General features: G+C 37.8%; 26 protein-coding genes and 1 riboswitch. Of the genes, 12 read left to right on the forward strand and 14 right to left on the reverse strand.

Annotated elements, in window-relative coordinates; genetic code table 11:
* Positions 1-32 precede the first annotated feature (32 nt).
* The 4 genes from BMF77_RS00505 to BMF77_RS00520 all read left to right on the forward strand — a co-directional run bounded on the left by BMF77_RS00505 (position 33) and on the right by BMF77_RS00520 (position 2525).
* The gene (locus BMF77_RS00505) at positions 33-260 is read left to right on the forward strand and encodes a hypothetical protein (protein ID WP_148759801.1); all 228 of its coding nucleotides are present in this window, start codon (positions 33-35) and stop codon (positions 258-260) included.
* Between the two features lie 105 nt (positions 261-365).
* Positions 366-920: a Uma2 family endonuclease gene (locus BMF77_RS00510; RefSeq protein WP_148759803.1), complete on the forward strand. Its 555-nt coding sequence runs from the start codon at positions 366-368 to the stop codon at positions 918-920.
* A gap of 197 nt (positions 921-1117) precedes the next feature.
* Positions 1118-2332: an FIST N-terminal domain-containing protein gene (locus tag BMF77_RS00515; RefSeq protein ID WP_148759805.1), complete on the forward strand. Its 1215-nt coding sequence runs from the start codon at positions 1118-1120 to the stop codon at positions 2330-2332.
* Between the two features lie 7 nt (positions 2333-2339).
* The gene (locus tag BMF77_RS00520; protein ID WP_210422378.1) at positions 2340-2525 is read left to right on the forward strand and encodes a hypothetical protein; all 186 of its coding nucleotides are present in this window, start codon (positions 2340-2342) and stop codon (positions 2523-2525) included.
* Here the strand turns inward: BMF77_RS00520 and BMF77_RS00525 are convergent.
* A complete protein-coding gene (locus BMF77_RS00525) occupies positions 2495-3601 on the reverse strand; it encodes a metallophosphoesterase (RefSeq protein WP_148759809.1) in 1107 nt (368 codons plus the stop codon). The genes BMF77_RS00520 and BMF77_RS00525 overlap by 31 nt on opposite strands.
* A 151-nt stretch (positions 3602-3752) precedes the next feature.
* Here BMF77_RS00525 and trmB point away from each other — a divergent pair, with 151 nt between their 5' ends.
* The gene (gene trmB / locus BMF77_RS00530; protein ID WP_148759811.1) at positions 3753-4388 is read left to right on the forward strand and encodes a tRNA (guanosine(46)-N7)-methyltransferase TrmB; all 636 of its coding nucleotides are present in this window, start codon (positions 3753-3755) and stop codon (positions 4386-4388) included.
* Between the two features lie 130 nt (positions 4389-4518).
* Here the strand turns inward: trmB and iscB are convergent, their stop codons facing one another.
* The 5 genes from iscB to BMF77_RS00555 all read right to left on the reverse strand — a co-directional run bounded on the left by iscB (position 4519) and on the right by BMF77_RS00555 (position 8204).
* The gene (iscB, locus tag BMF77_RS00535) at positions 4519-5796 is read right to left on the reverse strand and encodes an RNA-guided endonuclease IscB (protein ID WP_148759813.1); all 1278 of its coding nucleotides are present in this window, start codon (positions 5794-5796) and stop codon (positions 4519-4521) included.
* Between the two features lie 181 nt (positions 5797-5977).
* A complete protein-coding gene (gene pth, locus BMF77_RS00540; protein ID WP_148759815.1) occupies positions 5978-6637 on the reverse strand; it encodes an aminoacyl-tRNA hydrolase in 660 nt (219 codons plus the stop codon).
* A complete protein-coding gene (locus BMF77_RS00545; protein ID WP_015078234.1) occupies positions 6634-6894 on the reverse strand; it encodes a TatA/E family twin arginine-targeting protein translocase in 261 nt (86 codons plus the stop codon). The genes pth and BMF77_RS00545 overlap by 4 nt, the downstream gene beginning before the upstream one ends.
* Positions 6895-7195: 301 nt before the next feature.
* Positions 7196-7399 carry a photosystem II reaction center phosphoprotein PsbH gene (gene psbH / locus BMF77_RS00550; RefSeq protein WP_015078233.1) on the reverse strand — a complete coding sequence of 68 codons (204 nt, stop codon included), beginning with the start codon at positions 7397-7399 and terminating at the stop codon, positions 7196-7198.
* A 379-nt stretch (positions 7400-7778) separates the two neighbouring features.
* On the reverse strand, positions 7779-8204 hold the full coding sequence (locus BMF77_RS00555; protein ID WP_015078232.1) for a GxxExxY protein: 426 nt from the start codon (positions 8202-8204) through the stop codon (positions 7779-7781).
* Positions 8205-8480: 276 nt separating this feature from the next.
* Between BMF77_RS00555 and BMF77_RS00560 the strand changes: the two genes are divergently transcribed.
* The 4 genes from BMF77_RS00560 to BMF77_RS00575 all read left to right on the forward strand — a co-directional run bounded on the left by BMF77_RS00560 (position 8481) and on the right by BMF77_RS00575 (position 12053).
* Positions 8481-9179: a hypothetical protein gene (locus BMF77_RS00560; RefSeq protein ID WP_148759817.1), complete on the forward strand. Its 699-nt coding sequence runs from the start codon at positions 8481-8483 to the stop codon at positions 9177-9179.
* Complete coding sequence (locus BMF77_RS00565) at positions 9179-9652, forward strand: DUF2726 domain-containing protein (RefSeq protein WP_148759819.1); 474 nt, start codon at positions 9179-9181, stop codon at positions 9650-9652. Before BMF77_RS00560 ends, BMF77_RS00565 begins: the two co-directional genes overlap by 1 nt.
* A 227-nt stretch (positions 9653-9879) precedes the next feature.
* Positions 9880-9976: riboswitch (TPP riboswitch) on the forward strand.
* Positions 9977-9983: 7 nt separating this feature from the next.
* Positions 9984-11357: a phosphomethylpyrimidine synthase gene (thiC, locus tag BMF77_RS00570; RefSeq protein WP_148759821.1), complete on the forward strand. Its 1374-nt coding sequence runs from the start codon at positions 9984-9986 to the stop codon at positions 11355-11357.
* Positions 11358-11465: 108 nt separating this feature from the next.
* Positions 11466-12053, forward strand: a complete 588-nt coding sequence (locus BMF77_RS00575) for a hypothetical protein (protein ID WP_148759823.1) — start codon at positions 11466-11468, stop codon at positions 12051-12053.
* Positions 12054-12112: 59 nt separating this feature from the next.
* Here BMF77_RS00575 and BMF77_RS00580 read toward each other — a convergent pair whose 3' ends face one another.
* The 5 genes from BMF77_RS00580 to BMF77_RS00600 all read right to left on the reverse strand — a co-directional run bounded on the left by BMF77_RS00580 (position 12113) and on the right by BMF77_RS00600 (position 13478).
* Positions 12113-12331 carry a hypothetical protein gene (locus tag BMF77_RS00580; protein ID WP_210422273.1) on the reverse strand — a complete coding sequence of 73 codons (219 nt, stop codon included), beginning with the start codon at positions 12329-12331 and terminating at the stop codon, positions 12113-12115.
* A gap of 67 nt (positions 12332-12398) precedes the next feature.
* Complete coding sequence (locus BMF77_RS00585) at positions 12399-12566, reverse strand: type II toxin-antitoxin system PemK/MazF family toxin (protein ID WP_148759825.1); 168 nt, start codon at positions 12564-12566, stop codon at positions 12399-12401.
* Positions 12556-12786: a hypothetical protein gene (locus BMF77_RS00590; protein ID WP_137908734.1), complete on the reverse strand. Its 231-nt coding sequence runs from the start codon at positions 12784-12786 to the stop codon at positions 12556-12558. The genes BMF77_RS00585 and BMF77_RS00590 overlap by 11 nt, the downstream gene beginning before the upstream one ends.
* A 79-nt stretch (positions 12787-12865) precedes the next feature.
* On the reverse strand, positions 12866-13240 hold the full coding sequence (locus BMF77_RS00595; RefSeq protein WP_210422274.1) for a putative toxin-antitoxin system toxin component, PIN family: 375 nt from the start codon (positions 13238-13240) through the stop codon (positions 12866-12868).
* The gene (locus BMF77_RS00600) at positions 13230-13478 is read right to left on the reverse strand and encodes a hypothetical protein (RefSeq protein WP_053541040.1); all 249 of its coding nucleotides are present in this window, start codon (positions 13476-13478) and stop codon (positions 13230-13232) included. The genes BMF77_RS00595 and BMF77_RS00600 overlap by 11 nt, the downstream gene beginning before the upstream one ends.
* Before the next feature lie 177 nt (positions 13479-13655).
* Here BMF77_RS00600 and BMF77_RS00605 point away from each other — a divergent pair, with 177 nt between their 5' ends.
* Together BMF77_RS00605 and BMF77_RS00610 are read left to right on the forward strand one after the other, a co-directional pair.
* Positions 13656-14573 carry a hypothetical protein gene (locus BMF77_RS00605; protein WP_148759827.1) on the forward strand — a complete coding sequence of 306 codons (918 nt, stop codon included), beginning with the start codon at positions 13656-13658 and terminating at the stop codon, positions 14571-14573.
* Between the two features lie 199 nt (positions 14574-14772).
* Entirely contained in the window at positions 14773-16455 is a 1683-nt protein-coding gene (locus tag BMF77_RS00610) for a hypothetical protein (RefSeq protein WP_148759829.1), read from the forward strand.
* 340 nt (positions 16456-16795) lie between these two features.
* Here the strand turns inward: BMF77_RS00610 and BMF77_RS00615 are convergent, their stop codons facing one another.
* Complete coding sequence (locus BMF77_RS00615) at positions 16796-17137, reverse strand: DUF5615 family PIN-like protein (RefSeq protein WP_148759831.1); 342 nt, start codon at positions 17135-17137, stop codon at positions 16796-16798.
* Positions 17134-17358: a DUF433 domain-containing protein gene (locus BMF77_RS00620; protein WP_233466983.1), complete on the reverse strand. Its 225-nt coding sequence runs from the start codon at positions 17356-17358 to the stop codon at positions 17134-17136. Before BMF77_RS00620 ends, BMF77_RS00615 begins: the two co-directional genes overlap by 4 nt.
* A gap of 11 nt (positions 17359-17369) precedes the next feature.
* Between BMF77_RS00620 and BMF77_RS27585 the strand changes: the two genes are divergently transcribed.
* The gene (locus tag BMF77_RS27585; RefSeq protein ID WP_233466982.1) at positions 17370-17708 is read left to right on the forward strand and encodes a hypothetical protein; all 339 of its coding nucleotides are present in this window, start codon (positions 17370-17372) and stop codon (positions 17706-17708) included.
* 6 nt (positions 17709-17714) lie between these two features.
* Here BMF77_RS27585 and hflX read toward each other — a convergent pair whose 3' ends face one another.
* Positions 17715-19451 (reverse strand): GTPase HflX, encoded by a 1737-nt coding sequence (gene hflX / locus BMF77_RS00630; RefSeq protein ID WP_148759835.1) that lies wholly within the window; start codon positions 19449-19451, stop codon positions 17715-17717.
* Positions 19452-19481: the final 30 nt, after the last annotated feature.

A 19481-nucleotide genomic window follows, 5' to 3' on the forward strand; every position in this document is an offset into this window, starting at 1 on the left:
CCCCTGGATTTTTTGCTTATAATAGAGAAACAATGGGTAAACTTCCCATTCCTACCTTTATTGGAACAAAGCGTAAAGTAATAGAAACCATTGTGAATAATATCCTTACTCTCAAATCTCAAGGTAAAGACACCACTGCATTAGAACAACAAATAGACAATATGGTTTATAAACTTTACGAATTAACCTATAAAGAAGTAAAAATAATAGATCCTGAATTTCCATTAACAGAACAAGAATATGCAGACATAAAAATATAAAGTGTTTAGATCCCCGACTTCTTAAAGAAGTCGGGGATCTGAATGATCTGAATAAATATGCTATAATATCAAATCATCACAAATATCACTGGAGATGAAAATTATATGACTCTCACAATTGACAACGTAGAAAAAATAGAACAAATATTAAAAGATGATGATAACGACTATCAAATAGAACTACAAGAAGGAAATATTTTAATTATGGGTCCATCTGATATAGAATCTAGTGAAATTGGTGCTGAGTTCATATATTTGCTAAAATTATGGACTAATCCTCGTAAATTAGGGCGAATATTTGACTCCAGTGGTGGGTTTATTATGCCAAATACTGATTTACGCGCTCCCGATGTTTCCTTTGTGTCCGCCCAAAGATTAAAACGGACTGTGAGAGATTTTGGTAATTTAGTTCCTGATTTAGTGGTAGAAATTAAATCAAAAACTGATAGAGTTGCTAAATTAGAAGATAAACTTAAATTATTTTTAGAATTAGGTGCAAAGGTAGCAATTCTCATCAATCCTGATGAATTAACTGTTGCTGTTTATCGTCCTGATGGTAAAATTACATTATTAACAAAAGACGATAAATTAACCGTAACTGAATTATTTCCTGGTTGGGAAATTGCTATTTCTGAATTATGGCCTCCTGTATTTGAATAGATGTTTAAGTAGGTTGGCGTTAAAAATTGTCGTTATGGCAAGGGAACAGAAAAGAGGTTTTGGGCAACTTTACTTTTCGTTACATATTTCGTTTTTTTTCCCTTCACCTATTTACAAATTACAAATTACAAATTACCAATCACCAAACTTAGTTAAAATAATCAACTAACCTCAAAACAGAAACAAGCCGAAAACTCATGGCAGATCAAATGCAGTGGACAAATGCCCTATCAACCCGTCCTTCCTTAGAAGCGGCTATTAACGATGTCGTAGAACAAGCAGTGGCATCTTTAACAGCACCAGCAGATTTAGGGCTGGTATTCATTTCTTCTGCCTTTATGAGTGAGTATTCCCGGCTGTTGCCTTTATTGGCGGAAAAGCTTTCTGTACCTGTATTAATTGGTTGTAGTGCTGGCGGTGTAATTGGCAGAAAACAGGCAGGAGAAACCGAAGAAATAGAAGCAGAACCCGCCCTGAGTCTGACTTTAGCCCATCTTCCCGGTGTCGAAATCCGACCTTTTCATATTGTCGCCGAAGAATTGCCAGATTCCGATAGTTCCCCTACCGCTTGGATTGATTTGCTAGGTGTATCACCTTCGGTTGTCCCCCAATTTATTCTCTTGTCTAGTCCCTTTGCTTCAGGAACGAATGATTTGTTGCAGGGGTTAGATTTTGCTTATCCAGGTTCTGTGGTGGTGGGAGGACAGGCCAGCAGCGGCTTTATGAATGGTCGCGTCGGCTTATTTTGTAATGATAAATTGTATCGGGAAGGGACGGTAGGCATCGCTTTAAGTGGCAATATTGTCTTAGATACCATTGTAGCCCAAGGGTGTCGTCCCATTGGTGAACCGTTACAAGTCACTAAAGCGGAACGGAATATTATTGTTGAGTTAGATGAAAAAGTCCCATTGGTGGTATTGCGAAATTTAATTAGTAGTTTAAGTGAAGAAGATCGAACTTTAGCACAACATTCTTTATTTGTAGGTTTAGCAATGGATGAATTTCGGCTAAATTTACATTCAGGAGATTTTTTAATTCGCAATATTTTAGGAGTAGATCCTAATGCTGGGGCGATCGCAATTGGCGATCGCATTCGTGCCGGTCAAAGGTTACAATTTCATCTGAGGGATGCCGAAGCATCAGCCCAAGATTTAGAAATTTTACTGCAAGAATATCAAAGTCAAAATGCCAGCGAACCATCTCCCGTAGGCGCTTTAATGTTCACCTGTTTAGGACGAGGAACAGGACTTTATGGCAAACCTAATTTTGATTCTCAACTATTTAGCCGATACCTCCATGATTTACCAATGGGTGGCTTTTTCTGCGGTGGTGAAATCGGTCCAGTCAGCGGCAGAACTTTCCTCCATGGTTATACTTCTGTATTTGCCATTTGTCGTTCTCTTGGGGAATAGGAGTCAGTTGTTAGTAGGGGCGAAGCATTTGGAAGATAAATTATCGGTCATTGCCAAAAATAGTTCTCCAAATGCTTCGCCCGTACAGTTGTCAGTTGTCAGTAGGAAGAAAATTACCAATTACCAATTACCAATTACCCATTACCAATTACCAATTACCAATTACCCATTACCAATTAAAAGCGTACTATGATTATCAATTAAAGCCGTATTCCCATCATTAACCGCACTATATTCTTCGATATAACGACGGACATGAATAGGAAAATGTGGATATTCTAACATAGCATCACCATCGGCAATAGTTGCCCAAAAATCCCGTAAACCGGGAGCTAGGATTTGTGCCTGTGCTAGTGGTAAACTTAAAGGTGGTAAAGTCAATAATTTGAGGACAAAAGGATAAGAGCGATCGCCCATCCATTGCCGTGATAATGTTTGTAAATTGGGAAAATCTGGCACTGATTCCACACGATGAGAAACAACTTGTAAGGATTCGTTACCCAATTCATCGCGGTTAAATTCTAATACTCGATAAGGATGAGGATAGCTGACTAAAGAACCCGTGGTAATATCATATATTCCTTCTGCATAAGCAATATCTTGAACGTGCAAATGTCCTGTAAATACTAACTTAACTCCATAGCGTTGTAATAATGTCCGCAGTTCTGCTGCATTTTCCAGCATATAACGATTTGCCATCGGATGATTTGATTGATTAGGTAAATGTTCAACCACATTGTGATGGATCATTACTAAAACCAATTCATCTTTAATGCTTGCTAATTCCCGTTCTAACCACTGGAATTGTTGACTATCTAACCGTCCTATTTGCTCACCTTGATCATTAAATGAGTTAGAATTAAGACCGATTAACCTCACTCCTGGGAATATCTGCCGATTGTAATAATGTTGTTGAGGATTTTCATAACCAAACTTTTGATAAAAATAGGGAAAATCTGCAAAACCAATTGATTGTTCATTAGCCATTAAAACAGGGAGATCATGATTACCAGGAATCACATAAGATGGAAAAGGTAATTGAGATAGCCTGTTTTGTAACCAATTGTGATTTGCTGGTTCACCATGTTGGGTTAAGTCTCCAGGGATCAACAAAAAATCTAAATCTAATTGGGTTAAATGTGCTAATACACTATCAAAAGCTGGAATACTCACTTCCACCAAATGAAAGCGACTAGGATGATCCCAGATGGTTTCAGGAAGCGCAATGTGTAAGTCGCTAACTATAGCAAAACGAAAATTGAGTTTCATTGATTTTAAGAAAATGTTAAAAATAAAGTTGCAAAAATTCTTATTCTTAAAGTATAACTCTCACTGTGTATACCTGTGTAGGAATATTTAGACTTAATAATATTTATATACATTTGTTTAGAATTGTTGTTTTTTTTAAGGAGAGTAAATTTTGTCACCTGTTCGAGTTCGTCAGCACGTTAACCCCCTTGCGAGTAAGTTCCAAACCCCAGCCGCTTCTCCAGAATGGCAAAAGATTTATATCCAACAAAACCTACCTCTACATTTAGATATCGGTTGTGCTAGAGGTAGATTTGTCCTCAAAATGGCACAGGTAGAACCAAATTGGAATTTTTTAGGTTTAGAAATTCGAGAACCGCTAGTAGTAGAAGCAAATAGAATCCGCGACGAAATGGAATTAACAAATTTGCATTATCTGTTTGCAAATGTGAATAATTCCCTAGTTTCCTTATTATCAACATTACCTGTAGGAAGCTTGCAAAAAGTTACAATTCAATTTCCTGATCCTTGGTTTAAAAATCGCCATGCAAAACGTCGGGTAGTGCAACCAGAATTAGTCACAGAATTAGCAAAATATTTAACAGTTGGTGGTATTGTTTTCCTGCAATCTGATATAGAATTTGTAGCAGTAGAAATGTGCGATCGCTTTGATGAACATCCTGCATTTGAAAAGCTAGGAACAACAACATGGTTAACCGAAAACCCCCTTCCTGTCCCCACAGAACGGGAAATAGCCACTCAAAACAAAGGTGAACCAGTTTATCGGGCTTTATTTAGAAAACTATAATCCGAGATCCTGGGGGAAACGATGCCGAATTTTGTCAGCGGGAATGGGGCGCATATCTAACAGACATTCGCTGTAGCTGGGTCAGGTGCCGTCTCTGCATTTAATCTCATAAAATTGTAGTTTTCCGTAGTCAAACGTAGCTATATCCGTCACTACAATGAACCTTAGTAATATCTTTCATTGTTGAAAATTCAACTCTAAAACCATTGATAACAATCTCACATCCGTTTTTTGTGGGAGTTTTAACGCGACTTACATACTTTCCAGAAGTTATGTTTTTACGATCTTTGTGCAAAGTAGCCTTAACAAAATCTCCTGTAGAAACATGAGTGAATATTTTTTTAGGCTCGGTGCAAGGAAAACCAAATTTATTGATCCTACAAAATCTTCTGCAACTATGCCCTGTGCTTTTTACTGTTAAAATTTTTGTTGTAAGTATTTTGAGAGTTTCAACTTTCCCTACACAAGCAGCATCAATCCAATGAGTTTTAGGCAATCCTAAACGAGTTCTATTAAACTTAGTTAAACCTCCTGAACCTGTTGTTATAGGTAATCCAGTTTCTTTTAACTTATTAAATAAAGCCCATCTCGTTGAATTTACAGCAGACGCATCTTTTAGTGTCCGCTGGGCTTGGGATAAAATTTGCTTCAACAACTCAGGCTTTTTTACTAAAAACTTCTCAATATCTTGAGTACCTTTTTTGATATTGCATTTCTCACAAGCTAGACACAAATTAGAAATTCTATTAGTTCCTCCTTTGGCTTTTGGTTTAATATGCTCAACTTGTAAAGGGACATTTTCAGCAGTACAGTATGCACATTTTCTATTCCATTTATTCAAAAGATATTCACGGACTTCATACCCTTGTAACTCTCCCTGTTGATACTCAAAGCCTGATATCTCCGGGTTTTCTAGCTGCTGTAGGTCAAACCTAGCAAGCTCTTGAACTATGTCAGTTATTGGGGCAAAATTACATAATCTTTTGACCCAAGTGTTAATAGTTAAAACTCTATGGCTTAAAGAAGGTGCTAACCAACCTTGAGGTTTAGTGCGGTTAAGAAATCTAGCTTGACGATAACGAGTATGTCTAGAACGTCTTCCTCGCCTTACTCCTTTTCGAGTTTCTAGGCTTTCTTTAATAGCTAAACCTCTGTGTTGTAATTCCATACCCCAGATGACTTTATTATTTTGAACTAACGCAAAACCTGTAGTTTTACTTCCTGGATCTATTTTTAATTCAATCGGTTGAGTTGGAACGTCAGATTTAGGTTCTTTCAAAATTATGGTAAATGGAAATCTTCTAAATACAGCAGCTTTTTGTTGATTTAATAAAAAACGTGCATCTCCTGGATGGATTGGAGTAAGTGGTTTTTTGTTGGTATCAAGAACTAGAACAAAATTAGACATTTAAATTTCACCTTTTCAGGGTAATGTTTGCTTCAACCTTGTTATCTGAGCTTGTTATGCTAAATACACTATCCTTGCGGATTGTTTAATAAGTAGCAACATGGCAGGGGACTAGCGAATCCCAAGGTGTTATGACCTAGATAACGTTTACTCATGTTTTGAGTGGTTTGGTTCACATAAACTACAGATTACTCCGTTTATTTATGCTCTCTTGTGTCAATGACTGATTGCAAAGATTCATGGACTTTTCTACTCCCTGTTTGAAACTAAATTCAACACACTCAACGACAAAGTTTAAAACTTGAGACATGACTTTATTTTCAGTGGCAGAAAATCGCCCTAAAACATGAGAAACAGTATGAGAATTATCCCCATCTATTGCGTTCTTTGGTTTACCTATACCAATTCTTAATCTAGGAAAATTTTGGGTATTCAGATGAGAAATAATACTTTTCATACCATTATGTCCACCCGCAGATCCAGACAACCGCAGGCGAGTTTTGCCCAAGGGTAAATCTAGATCATCATAAATGATTAAGATTGATTCAGGCGGTATTTTGTACCAATTGGTTACGGCTTGAATAGCTTGTCCTGAAAGATTCATATAGGTTAAGGGTTTGAGTAAGCGAATTTTCCCCTTACCTGCTGCATTCCCTTCAGCAAATTCTCCTTGAAACTTGCGATTTTCAGCTAGAGAAATTTGCCAAGCCCGAGCTAGGGTATCTATAGCTGCAAAGCCAATATTATGACGAGTTTGGTCATATTTAGGCTCTGGATTTCCCAGTCCTACAATTAGCTGGGGAATCACCACAGCCGTTGGTTTTACTTCTTCATCTTTCATCCTTGTACGTTTTCTGACTGGGTCTTTCCAGCTTCAATGTGTTTATGCTCTAATTCAGCGGTTGTTTGCACAGTTTCTTTCAATTGTTCAGATTCTTTTTTGAACTCGCTTTGAAATTCATTAGAGGCCTCTTGAAAACTGCGAATCGTTTTCCCCAAACTGCGCCCAATTTCTGGTAACTTCTTGGGTCCAAAGATTAATAATGCAACTACCATAATGACACCCATTTCTGGTAAACCGATACCAAATATATTCATTTTGCTCTCCTATAGACTGAAAAACCGCCACAACTACTCTACAGCTTTGGGATTTAGACTAATTTTATCGCTATTTTTAGGTATTTTTTTGAATAATGAAAAAACTGGGACAAGCCAAGTAAAGTTTTATACTGCTCGGTTAAGGGTAAAAAGTCGTTATATCGTAGGTTGGGTTGACGTATGTTACCCAACAAAATTCTCGATCATGTTGGGTTTTGCTGTCGCTCAACCCAACCTACATTTCCTTAACCGAATAGTATTAGGGTAGATGCTAATTATCAGCTTGATGACTGGATAGCCATTAGCCGCCTAAACTGCGCCAATCAACAAGCACGTCCTGAATTAACAGAGACTTGTTATAAACTTGCAGGATAATTAGCAGAAATACCAAAAATAAACCCATAAACACACCCATTAAAGGTGTTGTTCCCCAACCTGGAGACACTTTACCATACTCAGCATTTAAGGGTCTGAGAATATCTCCTAACTTAGTCCGTTGTGCCATAGTTCACCTAAGAATTAGTTACCAAAGCTTTTTTAAATTTTTTCAGACATTCCCAAACCTTTACAGGCTGGGGATTCTTGGTTTAAACTTACCTATTTTCGATTGACCTAATCACAGGTTTAACAGTTCGCATTTACTCATGTCTTTGTCACGAATAATTACCCAAGCTTTTATCCAGTGGTGGATAAGTTCCCGGTTGTCTCACGGTACATGGATGAATCCAAAAGCTGTTCTTAAATTATCGCAGTTTGTGATCTTTGTTTAGCGATATTGCCGGAGGTTTTCGCCACATTTACAAAAATACATGATTTTGGCTGGACTGATACGGTTATGGAGGAATTAACGAACCGCAGAGGCGCAGAGTACACAGAGGGAAGAGTTAGAGAGAGAGAGCTATGCGTTTGATACCGTCTTTGAGGAGGGGAACGTTAAAGTTGATGAGGAGTCCTAAAGTGCGCTTGGTTATTTTGAGGTAGGAGAGAAGTTGAGCTTCGTGAATGGGGGCTAGGGTTTGCACAGCTTTTAATTCTACAACTAAACAGTCTGCAACTAAAAAATCTAATCTACCTCTACCTACATCATGTCCTTTATATGTCAAGCTTATTGACTTTTCAACCTCATGATGTATACCCCGAATCATAAATTCAACAACCAGTGCCTCCTTATACACCTCCTCCAAAAACCCAGGACCTAAAACCCGGTGTACCTCAATAGCAGCCCCAATAACCTCCCCTGTAAGCCAACTCATCTCCTCTCCTAACTCTCTTCCCTCTGCGTCCTCTGCGCCTCTGCGGTTCGTTTTCATCACATAATCCTTGCAAAAACAACTAATTACCAAATTAACCCAATTATCACCTCTACCAAACCTCTTACCTCTGTGTCCTCTGCGTCTCTGTGGTTCGTATTCATTATAACTTCTTCTTGCACACTGATAAGCAATATGTACTGTGTTCTGAAGAAAAAGCCCGAAAATTAGCCTTTGCCATAAAATCCAAAAATCTTAGCCAAGACTATTGTAATTTTAGAAAATAGGGGCTAAGATATTTCCATGAACCTTAGCTAATATTTTTGGAAAAAAGCAATGTCAAAAATTATATACGATGTCATCCAACGCTTTGAGGTTGAAAACGGCGTTCCTCGCTTGGTTTCAACAAATATTGAAATGATTGCAGGTGGGGAAGACTTAATGTCTCTAGCTACTAGTATTTTGGAAAAACTTGGTTTCAACGACAAGTTTAAAGTAAGTCGGGCATCTCAATATATAGGGTACAGACTCAAGAATCCCGCAAAAGGAGCTAAACGTTATCAACTGGTTTTAGCTCAACGTAAAGAGGGACTTTGTATTTCTATTCCTCAAGATATTTTAGATGGACATATCTTAGAAATAAAGTATTGGGTTGATATATCAGAAGCTGATGCTGGTGTTGGATATTCAATAGCAGGAGTAATTTGGGTAAATCCCTCTAAAAAAGATATTTTTCTTGAATCTTTGCCCCCTGAATATTGGGATTTATTAGCAGCCAAAGAGAAAACAGTAGGAGAAATTTATCTCAATAAATGTACTGGAGATGATTGGTCTACTTGGTATTCTGTTATTGCTAATAGTGAGATTATTCCAAGAAATGAATTTCGGATTGAAGTATTAAGTAATAATCAAAGTTATCTCATTTTGCAAGAGGATAAGCTTTTTCCTTATACGTGGCAGACGTGTATTAGTTCAAAAGAAGTCCTAGAAGAATTTATTAGTTACTTTGCAAAAATATTAATGGAGAAAAACTAATGTCTGTAAAACCCAAAAGACTGATTAATCCTTACGAAGAAAGAATGCTAGAGTTTCTGCAAACCTGCATTGATGAGAATTATAAAATTCATACACAAGTAAGCTTATGCTCATTTTGTGAATTAGGTAGCAGCCTTGATATTAAACTCAGAAACTTCTTCTTTAGCTCCAGTGTAGACGCTCTGATCACAAACAAAGACTATAAACCTTGTTTAGTTGTAGAATTTCAATCTACCTATCATGATTCTCATGACGCAAGAGAGCGTGATAATAAAAAATTACATTTACTAACCTTAGCAGGAGTTCCCCTAATTTATTCAAGAATTAAAGACTTTGGATTATTACATCTTTACTCTCAACAGGAAGAAGTAATATTTAATTTATTCACAGGCGAAAAACGCGAAAATGCCAAAGCCTTAATTAGAAACTATTGCGAACCATCTAATTTTTCTAACCTTCTAGCTATAGCATAGTAATTGCTAACTTACCCACCTAGCACTGAAGTGCAAGGCTAATAATAAAAGTCGTCTCAAGACGACTGAAAAAAGAAAAGATATGAGTCCGTTTTAACGGACTTTCGCTATTAGCCTGGGGTTTTAACCCTAGGCGGTTTGTGTAACCAACTACAAATCCTCCTTTCCCCATATCTTCACAATTTATCATCCCCCTCCCTCCAATCATCACCAAAATGCTACAATCTACACCATGCTAGGGGTGCTTGGGAAACCAAGCTGAGATCAAACCCTTAACACCTGAGTCTGGATAATACCAGCGGAGGGAAGCTGTTTATTTGAGGATTGTAATATGCGGACAGAATGGGTAGCCAAGCGACGTGGACAAGCTAACGTATCGCAAATGCACTACGCTCGTCAGGGTGTGATTACTGAAGAAATGGATTATGTAGCGAAGCGGGAAAAGCTGCCTGCTGAACTTATCCGCGCTGAAGTGGCACGGGGACGGATGATTATCCCTGCGAATATTAATCATACTAACTTAGAACCGATGGCCATTGGTATCGCTTCTAGTTGTAAAGTTAACGCCAATATCGGTGCTTCTCCCAATTCTTCTAACTTGCAGGAAGAAGTTGATAAACTCAACCTGGCGGTAAAATACGGTGCTGATACCGTGATGGATTTGTCCACAGGTGGCGGTAATTTAGATGAAATTCGTACCGCAATTATCAATGCTTCACCTGTTCCCATTGGTACAGTACCAGTTTACCAAGCTTTAGAAAGCGTTCACGGCACTATCGAAAATCTCACCGCTGACGATTTTCTCCACATCATCGAAAAACACGCCCAGCAAGGGGTAGACTATCAAACTATCCACGCGGGAATTTTGATTGAACATCTACCTTTAGTCAGAAGCCGCTTGACAGGGATTGTTTCTCGTGGTGGCGGAATTTTGGCGCGGTGGATGTTGCATCACCACAAACAAAACCCCCTATATACCCATTTCAACGACATCATTGAGATTTTCAAAAGATATGATGTTTCTTTCAGTTTAGGCGACTCCCTGCGCCCAGGATGTACCCATGATGCGTCCGATGAGGCACAGTTGGCGGAACTGAAAACTCTGGGAAATCTCACCCGCAAAGCTTGGGAACATGATGTGCAAGTCATGGTGGAAGGTCCCGGCCACGTTCCTATGGATCAAATTGAGTTCAATGTCCGTAAACAAATGGAAGAGTGTTCGGAAGCTCCTTTCTATGTTCTCGGTCCTTTGGTGACTGATATTGCTCCTGGTTACGACCATATTACCTCAGCTATTGGCGCAGCTATGGCGGGTTGGTATGGAACAGCAATGTTGTGTTATGTGACACCTAAAGAACATTTGGGTTTACCTAATGCTGAAGATGTGCGTAATGGCTTAATTGCGTATAAAATCGCGGCTCATGCGGCGGATATTGCGAGACATCGCCCTGGTGCTAGAGATAGAGATGATCAACTTTCTGAAGCTCGCTATAATTTCGACTGGAATCGTCAATTTGAATTATCTTTAGACCCAGAAAGAGCAAAGGAATATCACGACGAAACTCTACCCGCAGATATCTATAAAACGGCTGAGTTTTGTTCCATGTGTGGACCTAAGTTCTGTCCAATGCAGACTAAGGTTGATGCTGATGCTTTGACTGAATTGGAGAAGTTTTTGGCAAAAGAACCTGTAGCGCAAGGTTAATTAGTGAACAACGAGATCCCCGACTTCTTAGAGAAGTCGGGGATCTAAAACCTTAGTTTGGGGAATCAAAATAAATCTAAAAGCCTTATCAAAATGGAGAAGAGATTAATGAAAATTCATCAATTGATATTCCAAGGATGTGCGCTAGTTATTCTGACTGCATTACCTTCTTTTGCAGAAACAAATAATAAGGTCATTTTAGTTCCGGGTGACAATCTTTTCCTTCTTAAATGTGAGACTATTCAGGATAGTATTGATGCAAATGATAGTATTGCTCCGCGTGGGAGTCTGAATGATAATTTTGAATCAAGATATGATTTATATAGCGTCAAGACTGATCCTGGTAATGTTGTATTCGTTGAACTTACTACTCCCAATAAACAAAACTCTTTTATTCCATTAATTTATATACAAGAGGTTGATAAAAAGACGGGTATGGGAAGTTCCATTTCTGCTGCTAAAGGTTATGCCTGGTATGTTAGTAGAGAAGATGCTAAAAAAACAAATTGGAATTTATATATTTATTCTGCTACCTCTGGCACTTATAATTTAAGAATTGCATACGCTAGACCAAGCATAAATCTTTCTGAATCACAGATAAAAGCGGCTATTATGGATTCTAAAGTTGCGTACATTTTGGGTTATTCGTCATCTTCATCCCATCGCGTTGATATGAACGCTTTATGTAAAAATTAATATTTATAGCATTCTTCCTTTGTATCTTTGCTCCTTTGCGTCTTTGCGCGAAACACAATTCATAAAATTTCTAATGTATGTCTGAGTGCTGCATCTACTAAGGACATTTCTGACCAAAAAACAATAACTTTATCAATTTCTGTATCTAAAACAGTTGCTAGATTATCTGTCATAATCACAGAATCAGTAATTAATCCCGTTTGTTTTCCTTCTGGTGTTGCTATATTCACAAATACTCTGCTAGGGTGTCCAGCACGGGAAACATTACTAGTAATCATATAGGGCTACTATTTGATTTTTGAACAAGCTGTAAACCGTAAACCCCATCGAATCAACGATTGAGTCTCAGTATAATGAACAACAATCAAACCGGATTCCTATAGCTATAATAGTTTGCGATAAACCAGTACCAATATTGTTAGATTGAACAACTAAAGCAGGACGACGTTTAGCAGTTTTTAAGTTTGAGTCTGGGAACAAAACCAGCACTACTGAACCACGATTATAAGGCATCGTAAACTTCCATTTCTGGTTGATCCCAATCTTGTGCAAAACATTGTAATCTAGCTCTTAATTTTGCGGCTTGTTCTTCATTAATTCCGCGAGATGACAAATCTACAGAAGTATTTGCATCAAGAAAAGTTACAATTACTCGCGCTGTATTTATGCCTGTTGGCGTTTCGTTTAGCTCAATTTTCCCGTCTTTGTAAATGCCTTCGATTGACTGTAACATTAGTTTAATTTTTGGGGTAAACTACTTTTAATTTTAAAACCATGCTTTTGGTAGTAACATAATTATTATATAATATTTCTTATTGTTTAAATGGGTGAAGAACAAGCAAATCTTCATCACCTGTAATAATAAATTGAGCTTTGCCACTAACAGCTAATTCTAGATATTTATTATCTTTAGGATCTCGACATTCATTGATTTGTTCAGTAACATTAATAAACTCGATAGTTTCTACTAAATTATCTATTAATTCCCGCCGTCTTTCTAAGGTAATATAACGGTCGAATTTTGGTCTTGATAAAACTTCTTGTAACTCGGCAAAAACAGCAGCACTTAACAAGATAATACCTATATCTTGAGCTTTATCTAATGCCTGACGTGGTTTACTTTGACTAAATAAAAATGCACTTACGAAAACATTTGTATCGAATACAAAACGGCGTTTATTTATCATCTTGCAAAATAGATTCTAAAATTTCAGAAGTTAAACCATTAGCTTGTGCCTCTTGACTAGCTTTATCCATTGTGTTTCTAAGTTTTTGAAGTGCTTCTTTACTATTTTTTAATAAATTTGACTCCATAATTAATGCTAACTTTAGCTGAATTTGTTCCTGTTCTTCCTTAGTGCTGCGACGATAAGCTTCAGCAATATTTGATGGTACTTTGATGATTATTTCTTGTATCGTATTCATATTTTTACCATTTTTATTCTTCCTATTCGACAATTATAATCTAATTTTTGAATTGCTGCCGGTTTTTGTGAATTAGTTTAACTTGTGGGGTAAACCACTTTTCAAACTATGCTTTCGGTAGTATAATAATTATTATACAATATTTTTCATGTTTAGTGTAATTTTTGATATAATCAAATGACTCGACAATCTCATGATCAATTCGCTAAGGAATATCTAGAGGAATTATTAACACCTTTAGGAACAATTAAAAAAAGCGAAAAGGTTAAAAGTGAAGTTCAAGAAATTGATGTTTGGTTTGAACCATTTTCTGATCAAACTCAGGAAAATCTCCCTTTAGGTTTATTAGGGAAGATGGCAAAAACTCAATGTTTATTTGAGCCTTTTCGCAATCCACCATCAGAAATAGAAATTCGCAGTTGTTTACTTAAATTATATGCCGTTCATGGTGATGTAGTTAGGAAAGCAAAACGCGAAAACAGAAATATTGCTGAATCAGATTTACCGATTTTATGGATTTTAACACCAACTTTTTCATCTCGGATGATTGCGGGTTTAGGTGCAAATGAAATTCTAGAAGATTGGGTTCAAGGTGTTTATTTTCTGCCGAATATCCTGAAAACAGCAATAGTCGCTATTCATCAATTACCAGTAAATGAGGATACGTTATGGTTGAGAGTTTTGGGGAAAGGAGGAACACAAAAAAGAGCAGTTGAGGAGTTAACTGAGTTACCAGAAAATAACCCTTTTCGAGAGAATTTGTTAGAAATTTTAGCGGACTGGCGCAAGAATTTAGAATTGAGAGATAATTTAAGTAGGGAAGAAGAGGAAGTAATTATGAACTTATCACCAGCTTATTTACAACAAATAGAAGACTGGAAGCAAGAAGGAAAGCAAGAAGGTAAGTTAGAAGCAGAACTTTATTTTATAACTTCTCTTCTGGAAGGGCGTTTTGGTAGTTTGGATGCTGAGTTATCTGGTTTGGTGGAAAAGATTGCTAATATTCCTATTTCTGAACGCACTCAGTTACTTCTTTCTTTGGGTAATTTATCCCGTGAGGAGTTGTTACAAAGATTGAGTAATGAGGAAAGTTAGGGTAGTATATTTTTTGTTTAGCAGTTTGAGGAGATTTCCCAAACTGCTGATGCTTTGGCTGAGTTGGAGAAGTTTTTGGCGAAAGAACCTGTAGCGCAAGGTTAAGCTCATTTTTGTTAAACATCGTTATTGGGTTAAACTTAGTAACAATATTTTTGGGAAATCAAAAGCTATAAATTATGGATAGATTGTATAAGCAATGAATATTTTTAATCCAAAGTTAGTGTTGTCTCTTGCAAATGAACCAGAAGATTCTGATGAGTTTAATTGGTGGGTTCAACAGCAAGACATTTTCCCTTTTTTAGAACATGAAATCCTGGATGAACATATTATCTTATATGCTTCATTACCTCATGTTTTTATTAATTCAGTTCTGATCCCAGGAGTTGTTTTGGACGATTCTAGCATTCAAGATTTATTAAAGTGGCAACACTCTCCTAATTCATTATGGAGTCATGTATGCTCATCAGATGAAATTTGGATTGAATCCCCATTGTCAAACGCAGGCAGTGAATTATTAAGCAAAGGTGAGCAAATCATATTTGAACGTTCATTTGATGGTGATAAGTCAAAACATCAATACTATGAAATAGAGCAAAAAATTACTCACATTCTAGATATTCACTTTATGTTGGAAAGAAATTCCTGGTGCAAGTTAGATAGGTTTGGAGATATTGAAGATATTGTTAAAATAACTAGAAATGAAACAGGCATCTTGATTTCTATGCAAAAACAGGCACTAGGATATTATGCTAGTTTATCAGGTACAAAACTTCTCCGTATGTTCGATTTTACTCGCTATAAAAGTAAGAGCTTTTGGGGATGGAATGGTGACAATGAATCATTATTGCAAAAATCCGATGCTATTTTTAGCAGGCTTGTAGTTTATCCTGGCTATGGCAGTTACTCAAGAGGAATTCAGGTCGCTGATATTAGAATACCTCAAGAGGAGATAATTAGGCAGTTTTGGGGAGAACCCGTCACTGACAGTGAAAAAAAATACGCAACATATATTGCACATGATTGGAAAAACAAAGTCGTCAAGGAGATATCTTGCAATCCATCATGTTTAGCGAATTATTTTACAGAGTCAAATATTCCATTTGAGATAACACCTGCATTTTTTAGACCAGAAGTATTATCCAAATATAAAAGTGATCGAGAGAAGTATCAATTAGAAAGTAATTCTATTAGTTGTAGAGGTGCATGGTATCTAAAAACCTTTGATATTAATGAAGCGGGGCAGGTACATACTTATTTAATTTATCTTAGTCAGCTTCCATATGAAGAACAGTTACATTGGAAACAATACAATGAAAAACCTAAATCACCTCTCTCAGAGCGAGCAATCAAGAGAGATTTTGAAGGGCAATTCTATCAAAAATATGACCCTCTACCTAGCTTAAAACATAAACTCTATAAACTTGATCGCTTGAATGTACAGTGGTGGAAATTAAGAGATCGGAATGCTCCCAACAAAGTACATTACCCTTATACAGCCTCGAAAGATGAATGGGCTGAAGAAATATTGAACCTTGATCAGCTTTTAGTTGAAGGTTTTGAGGAGAAATGGTTGAGGAATAAGGTAAAAAACTTGGGAAGAAATCCAGAAGCTAAATTTCGATCATTGAAACTTATCGAGGAGTGTCTTATTGGTGTTAATTTTGATGAGGATCATGCTCGACAAATAACGAGTTCATTTCACAAAATACATGATTTACGTAGCAAACTTAAAGGGCATACATCTGGTCAAGAAGCTGAAAATATTAGGAAAGCTTCATTGGCAAATTTTGGAAGCTTTTATAAGCACTTTGAACATATATGTTCTGAGTGTGATGAAAGCTTAGAAATAGTGATAGAAGCATTTAAAGATTTTAATTAGAATATCTTGAGTAAGAATACTAACAATAGGTTGGTACGGATGGTCTAGAATAACATTTCTTATAAGATACAAGATCAGGTTGACACAAGAACACCAAATTTTTTCAAGGTTTATTGTGATTGATGTACACAAATTATGTTATTTAACCCAGGTTAGAAAAAATGAAGAAACTAATAAATCAGTGCTTGTGTGATTTTGGGGAGTGCGATCGCTTGTAAGGTGATTTTGGAGATGGCGATCGCTTATAGTGTAATTTTGGGAGAGCGATCGCTTGTGGGATGATTTTGGGAGTGCGATAGCGAAGCGCACCGAAAGTATCGCTTTGAGATAAAGTAATTATTTACCGACTATTGCTGATTTCCACAATCATTTCTCCTTGCTGTAATTGTTCCAAAGCATCAGGTAAAGTAATGATCAGAAGTTGACGCAGATTGCGATTCGTCACATTTCCACAAGTTAACCAAAGGATTTGAGGAGGTATTCCTAACCGACAAACCAAATCAACAAAATCACTGTCTTTCGTCATGATGATGACATTAGCGATTTTTGCAGCTTCAAAAATTTCTATATCTTTAGCATCACGTAACCCAATATCTCTTAATGAAAATGCTTCTATAGCAAAAGTATCTGTTACCCAAATTGCCAATGTTGCTGGTAACTGTGCATCAATCCAAATTTTCATGCTGTTAACCGGACAAAATCAGTCCGTCGTGCAGCAAACACAAGACAAGCTTGAATATCTTCTGGTTCTAAATCGGGAAAGTCTTCTAAAATTTCGCTAACGCTGACATTTTCGGCTAACATTTCTAAAATGTCGCTAACTCTAATTCTCATTCCGCGAATGCAAGGACGACCCCCACATTGACCAGGAATTTGCGTAATCCGATTTAATAATTCGTTCATTGAGTTAATTAGTGATTTTCATAAAGAATGCTGAATCAGAATTACCGATTTTATGGATTTTAACACCAACTTTTTCATCTCGGATGATTGCTGGATTAGGAGCAGTTGAAATTGCAGAAGATTGGGTTCAAGGTGTTTATTTTCTACCGAACATTCTGAAAACAGCAATAGTTGTTATTCATCAATTACCAGAAAATGAGGATACGTTATGGTTGAGAGTTTTATCTCGTTCCCAGTCTTCGACTGGGAATGCCCTCAAGAGGCTCTGCCTCTGCTATCATTGGGAGCAGAGCCTTCTAAAATTCATTCCCATACAGAGTATGGGAACGAGAAAGAAGTCGGGGATCTAAAAACTATCAATCATCACCAACAGCGTACTGAATCAATAGAGATAGACGCTGACGCAGAGTTTCCAGTCCTAACCGCTGACTAGCAGAAATAAACACTGCTAAAGGAAACTCCTCTCTAGCCAAAGCCAGTGTTTCACTACTAACTTGATCAATTTTATTAAAAGCCACTAACGCCGGTCCTGGTGTAATCGGCATTTGCGCGAGTATGTCCCGAACTGCGCGAATGTGATTCAACCAAGCAGGATGAGATAAATCTACCAAATGCAATAAAGCATCCGCTTCTGTTACCTCTTCCAAAGTAGCCCGAAAAGCATCCATTAAAGATGCAGGTAACTCATGGATAAACCCTACAGTATCCGTCATCAAAGTTTCCTGGGGTGCGCCCGTTTCTGCATGAGGAATTATTAATCGCCGTGTGGTCGGGTCAAGGGTAGCAAACAGTTGGTCAGCCGTGTATACTTCCGAATTGGTGAGGGCGTTGAGTAAAGTGGATTTACCAGCGTTGGTATAACCCACCAAAGCCACTGAGGGAACTTCTCGATGTTGTCGTCGTTGACGTAACCGACAACGATGAGCTTGTAATTGATTAACTTCGTGTTGGAGTCGAGAGATCCGCTTTTGAATAGCCCGGCGTTCTGTTTCTAGCTTGGTTTCACCAGGTCCTCTTGTGCCAATACCACCGCCTAATCTGGACATACCCTCACCCTTGCCCGTGAGTCGTGGCAGCATATACCCTAACTGTGCCAGTTCCACCTGTAATTTACCTGCACCAGATTGAGCGCGTTGGGCAAAAATATCTAAAATTACTTCGGTACGGTCAACTACCCTAACACCAATTTGTGCTTCTAAATTGCGAACTTGGGAACGGGAAAGATCACGATCAAATACTACCAAATTAGCACCTAGAGTTTGCACAGCGATCGCCACTTCTTGGACTTTACCTTCACCAATCACTGTTTGGGGATGAATACGCGATCGCTTTTGTTGTAAGGTTTGTAAAACAACACCTCCAGCCGTATCCACTAATCGGGTCAATTCCACTATGATGTCTTGGAATTGTTGCGGCGTGATATTTTCTGTTAATACCCCCACAATTACCACCCGATCATGATCAGCGTCTACCTCTTGCGCTACATACTCCCGACTAAATTCCTCTTCTAAACTTGCCACTAAGTCCAGAAAATCCTGGTCAGCCAAAGCATCTAAGCTCAGAGGTGGTGAGATGTGGGAATATATTCCCGGATCTGAAATACTAGTATCAGAGGATTGCGTCGCCACTAACTGTTTGCTATTGGCTACTAGATGCGCTAGATAAGCTTCTTTTACGTATCCAGTTGAACCACCGCCACGCTTGGTAAATCCTCCTCCAGTAATATTAAAGACTACTAAAGCATCCAATCTTTGTAAAGCCATGGCTGTTAAGGCTGACTCACTCGGTTGTTCTGACTTGAGATTGGTAGATAAACAACGAATACCGCTCAGACGCTCTGCACCATAGCGAGGTAGTTCTAAGGGCGGAATTTGCGTTTGACGCGGAGTACCTACACCAACTCGAATCACTTGTCCACGACGATTGATATAAGTACAAATAGGTTGATTAATTTCCGTACTAATGGCTGCCAGCCGTTGAGCAAAATCAGTAGTCGTAATGCGATCGCCTGATATCCGCTGGTGGTACAGCCGCTGGAGTTGTTTTAGCTGGCTGGACTTCAAACCTTGAACATTACCAAAGATAGTCTCTATAGGCGTTTATGACCAGTTACCTGGTTCCCC

Origin of the sequence: Dolichospermum sp. UHCC 0315A (genome assembly GCF_008121535.1) — a bacterium.
GTDB lineage: Bacteria > Cyanobacteriota > Cyanobacteriia > Cyanobacteriales > Nostocaceae > Dolichospermum > Dolichospermum lemmermannii.

Coding starts and splice junctions, on each gene's coding strand:
- BMF77_RS00505 (WP_148759801.1), top strand. CDS start 33: ATGGGTAAACTTCCCATTCCTACCTTTATTGGAACAAAGCGTAAAGTA.
- BMF77_RS00510 (WP_148759803.1), top strand. CDS start 366: ATGACTCTCACAATTGACAACGTAGAAAAAATAGAACAAATATTAAAA.
- BMF77_RS00515 (WP_148759805.1), top strand. CDS start 1,118: ATGGCAGATCAAATGCAGTGGACAAATGCCCTATCAACCCGTCCTTCC.
- BMF77_RS00525 (WP_148759809.1), bottom strand. CDS start 3,601: ATGAAACTCAATTTTCGTTTTGCTATAGTTAGCGACTTACACATTGCG.
- iscB (WP_148759813.1), bottom strand. CDS start 5,796: ATGTCTAATTTTGTTCTAGTTCTTGATACCAACAAAAAACCACTTACT.
- pth (WP_148759815.1), bottom strand. CDS start 6,637: ATGAAAGATGAAGAAGTAAAACCAACGGCTGTGGTGATTCCCCAGCTA.
- BMF77_RS00545 (WP_015078234.1), bottom strand. CDS start 6,894: ATGAATATATTTGGTATCGGTTTACCAGAAATGGGTGTCATTATGGTA.
- psbH (WP_015078233.1), bottom strand. CDS start 7,399: ATGGCACAACGGACTAAGTTAGGAGATATTCTCAGACCCTTAAATGCT.
- BMF77_RS00555 (WP_015078232.1), bottom strand. CDS start 8,204: ATGAAAACGAACCGCAGAGGCGCAGAGGACGCAGAGGGAAGAGAGTTA.
- BMF77_RS00560 (WP_148759817.1), top strand. CDS start 8,481: ATGTCAAAAATTATATACGATGTCATCCAACGCTTTGAGGTTGAAAAC.
- BMF77_RS00565 (WP_148759819.1), top strand. CDS start 9,179: ATGTCTGTAAAACCCAAAAGACTGATTAATCCTTACGAAGAAAGAATG.
- thiC (WP_148759821.1), top strand. CDS start 9,984: ATGCGGACAGAATGGGTAGCCAAGCGACGTGGACAAGCTAACGTATCG.
- BMF77_RS00575 (WP_148759823.1), top strand. CDS start 11,466: ATGAAAATTCATCAATTGATATTCCAAGGATGTGCGCTAGTTATTCTG.
- BMF77_RS00580 (WP_210422273.1), bottom strand. CDS start 12,331: ATGATTACTAGTAATGTTTCCCGTGCTGGACACCCTAGCAGAGTATTT.
- BMF77_RS00585 (WP_148759825.1), bottom strand. CDS start 12,566: ATGCCTTATAATCGTGGTTCAGTAGTGCTGGTTTTGTTCCCAGACTCA.
- BMF77_RS00590 (WP_137908734.1), bottom strand. CDS start 12,786: ATGTTACAGTCAATCGAAGGCATTTACAAAGACGGGAAAATTGAGCTA.
- BMF77_RS00595 (WP_210422274.1), bottom strand. CDS start 13,240: ATGATAAATAAACGCCGTTTTGTATTCGATACAAATGTTTTCGTAAGT.
- BMF77_RS00600 (WP_053541040.1), bottom strand. CDS start 13,478: ATGAATACGATACAAGAAATAATCATCAAAGTACCATCAAATATTGCT.
- BMF77_RS00605 (WP_148759827.1), top strand. CDS start 13,656: ATGACTCGACAATCTCATGATCAATTCGCTAAGGAATATCTAGAGGAA.
- BMF77_RS00610 (WP_148759829.1), top strand. CDS start 14,773: ATGAATATTTTTAATCCAAAGTTAGTGTTGTCTCTTGCAAATGAACCA.
- BMF77_RS00615 (WP_148759831.1), bottom strand. CDS start 17,137: ATGAAAATTTGGATTGATGCACAGTTACCAGCAACATTGGCAATTTGG.
- BMF77_RS00620 (WP_233466983.1), bottom strand. CDS start 17,358: ATGAACGAATTATTAAATCGGATTACGCAAATTCCTGGTCAATGTGGG.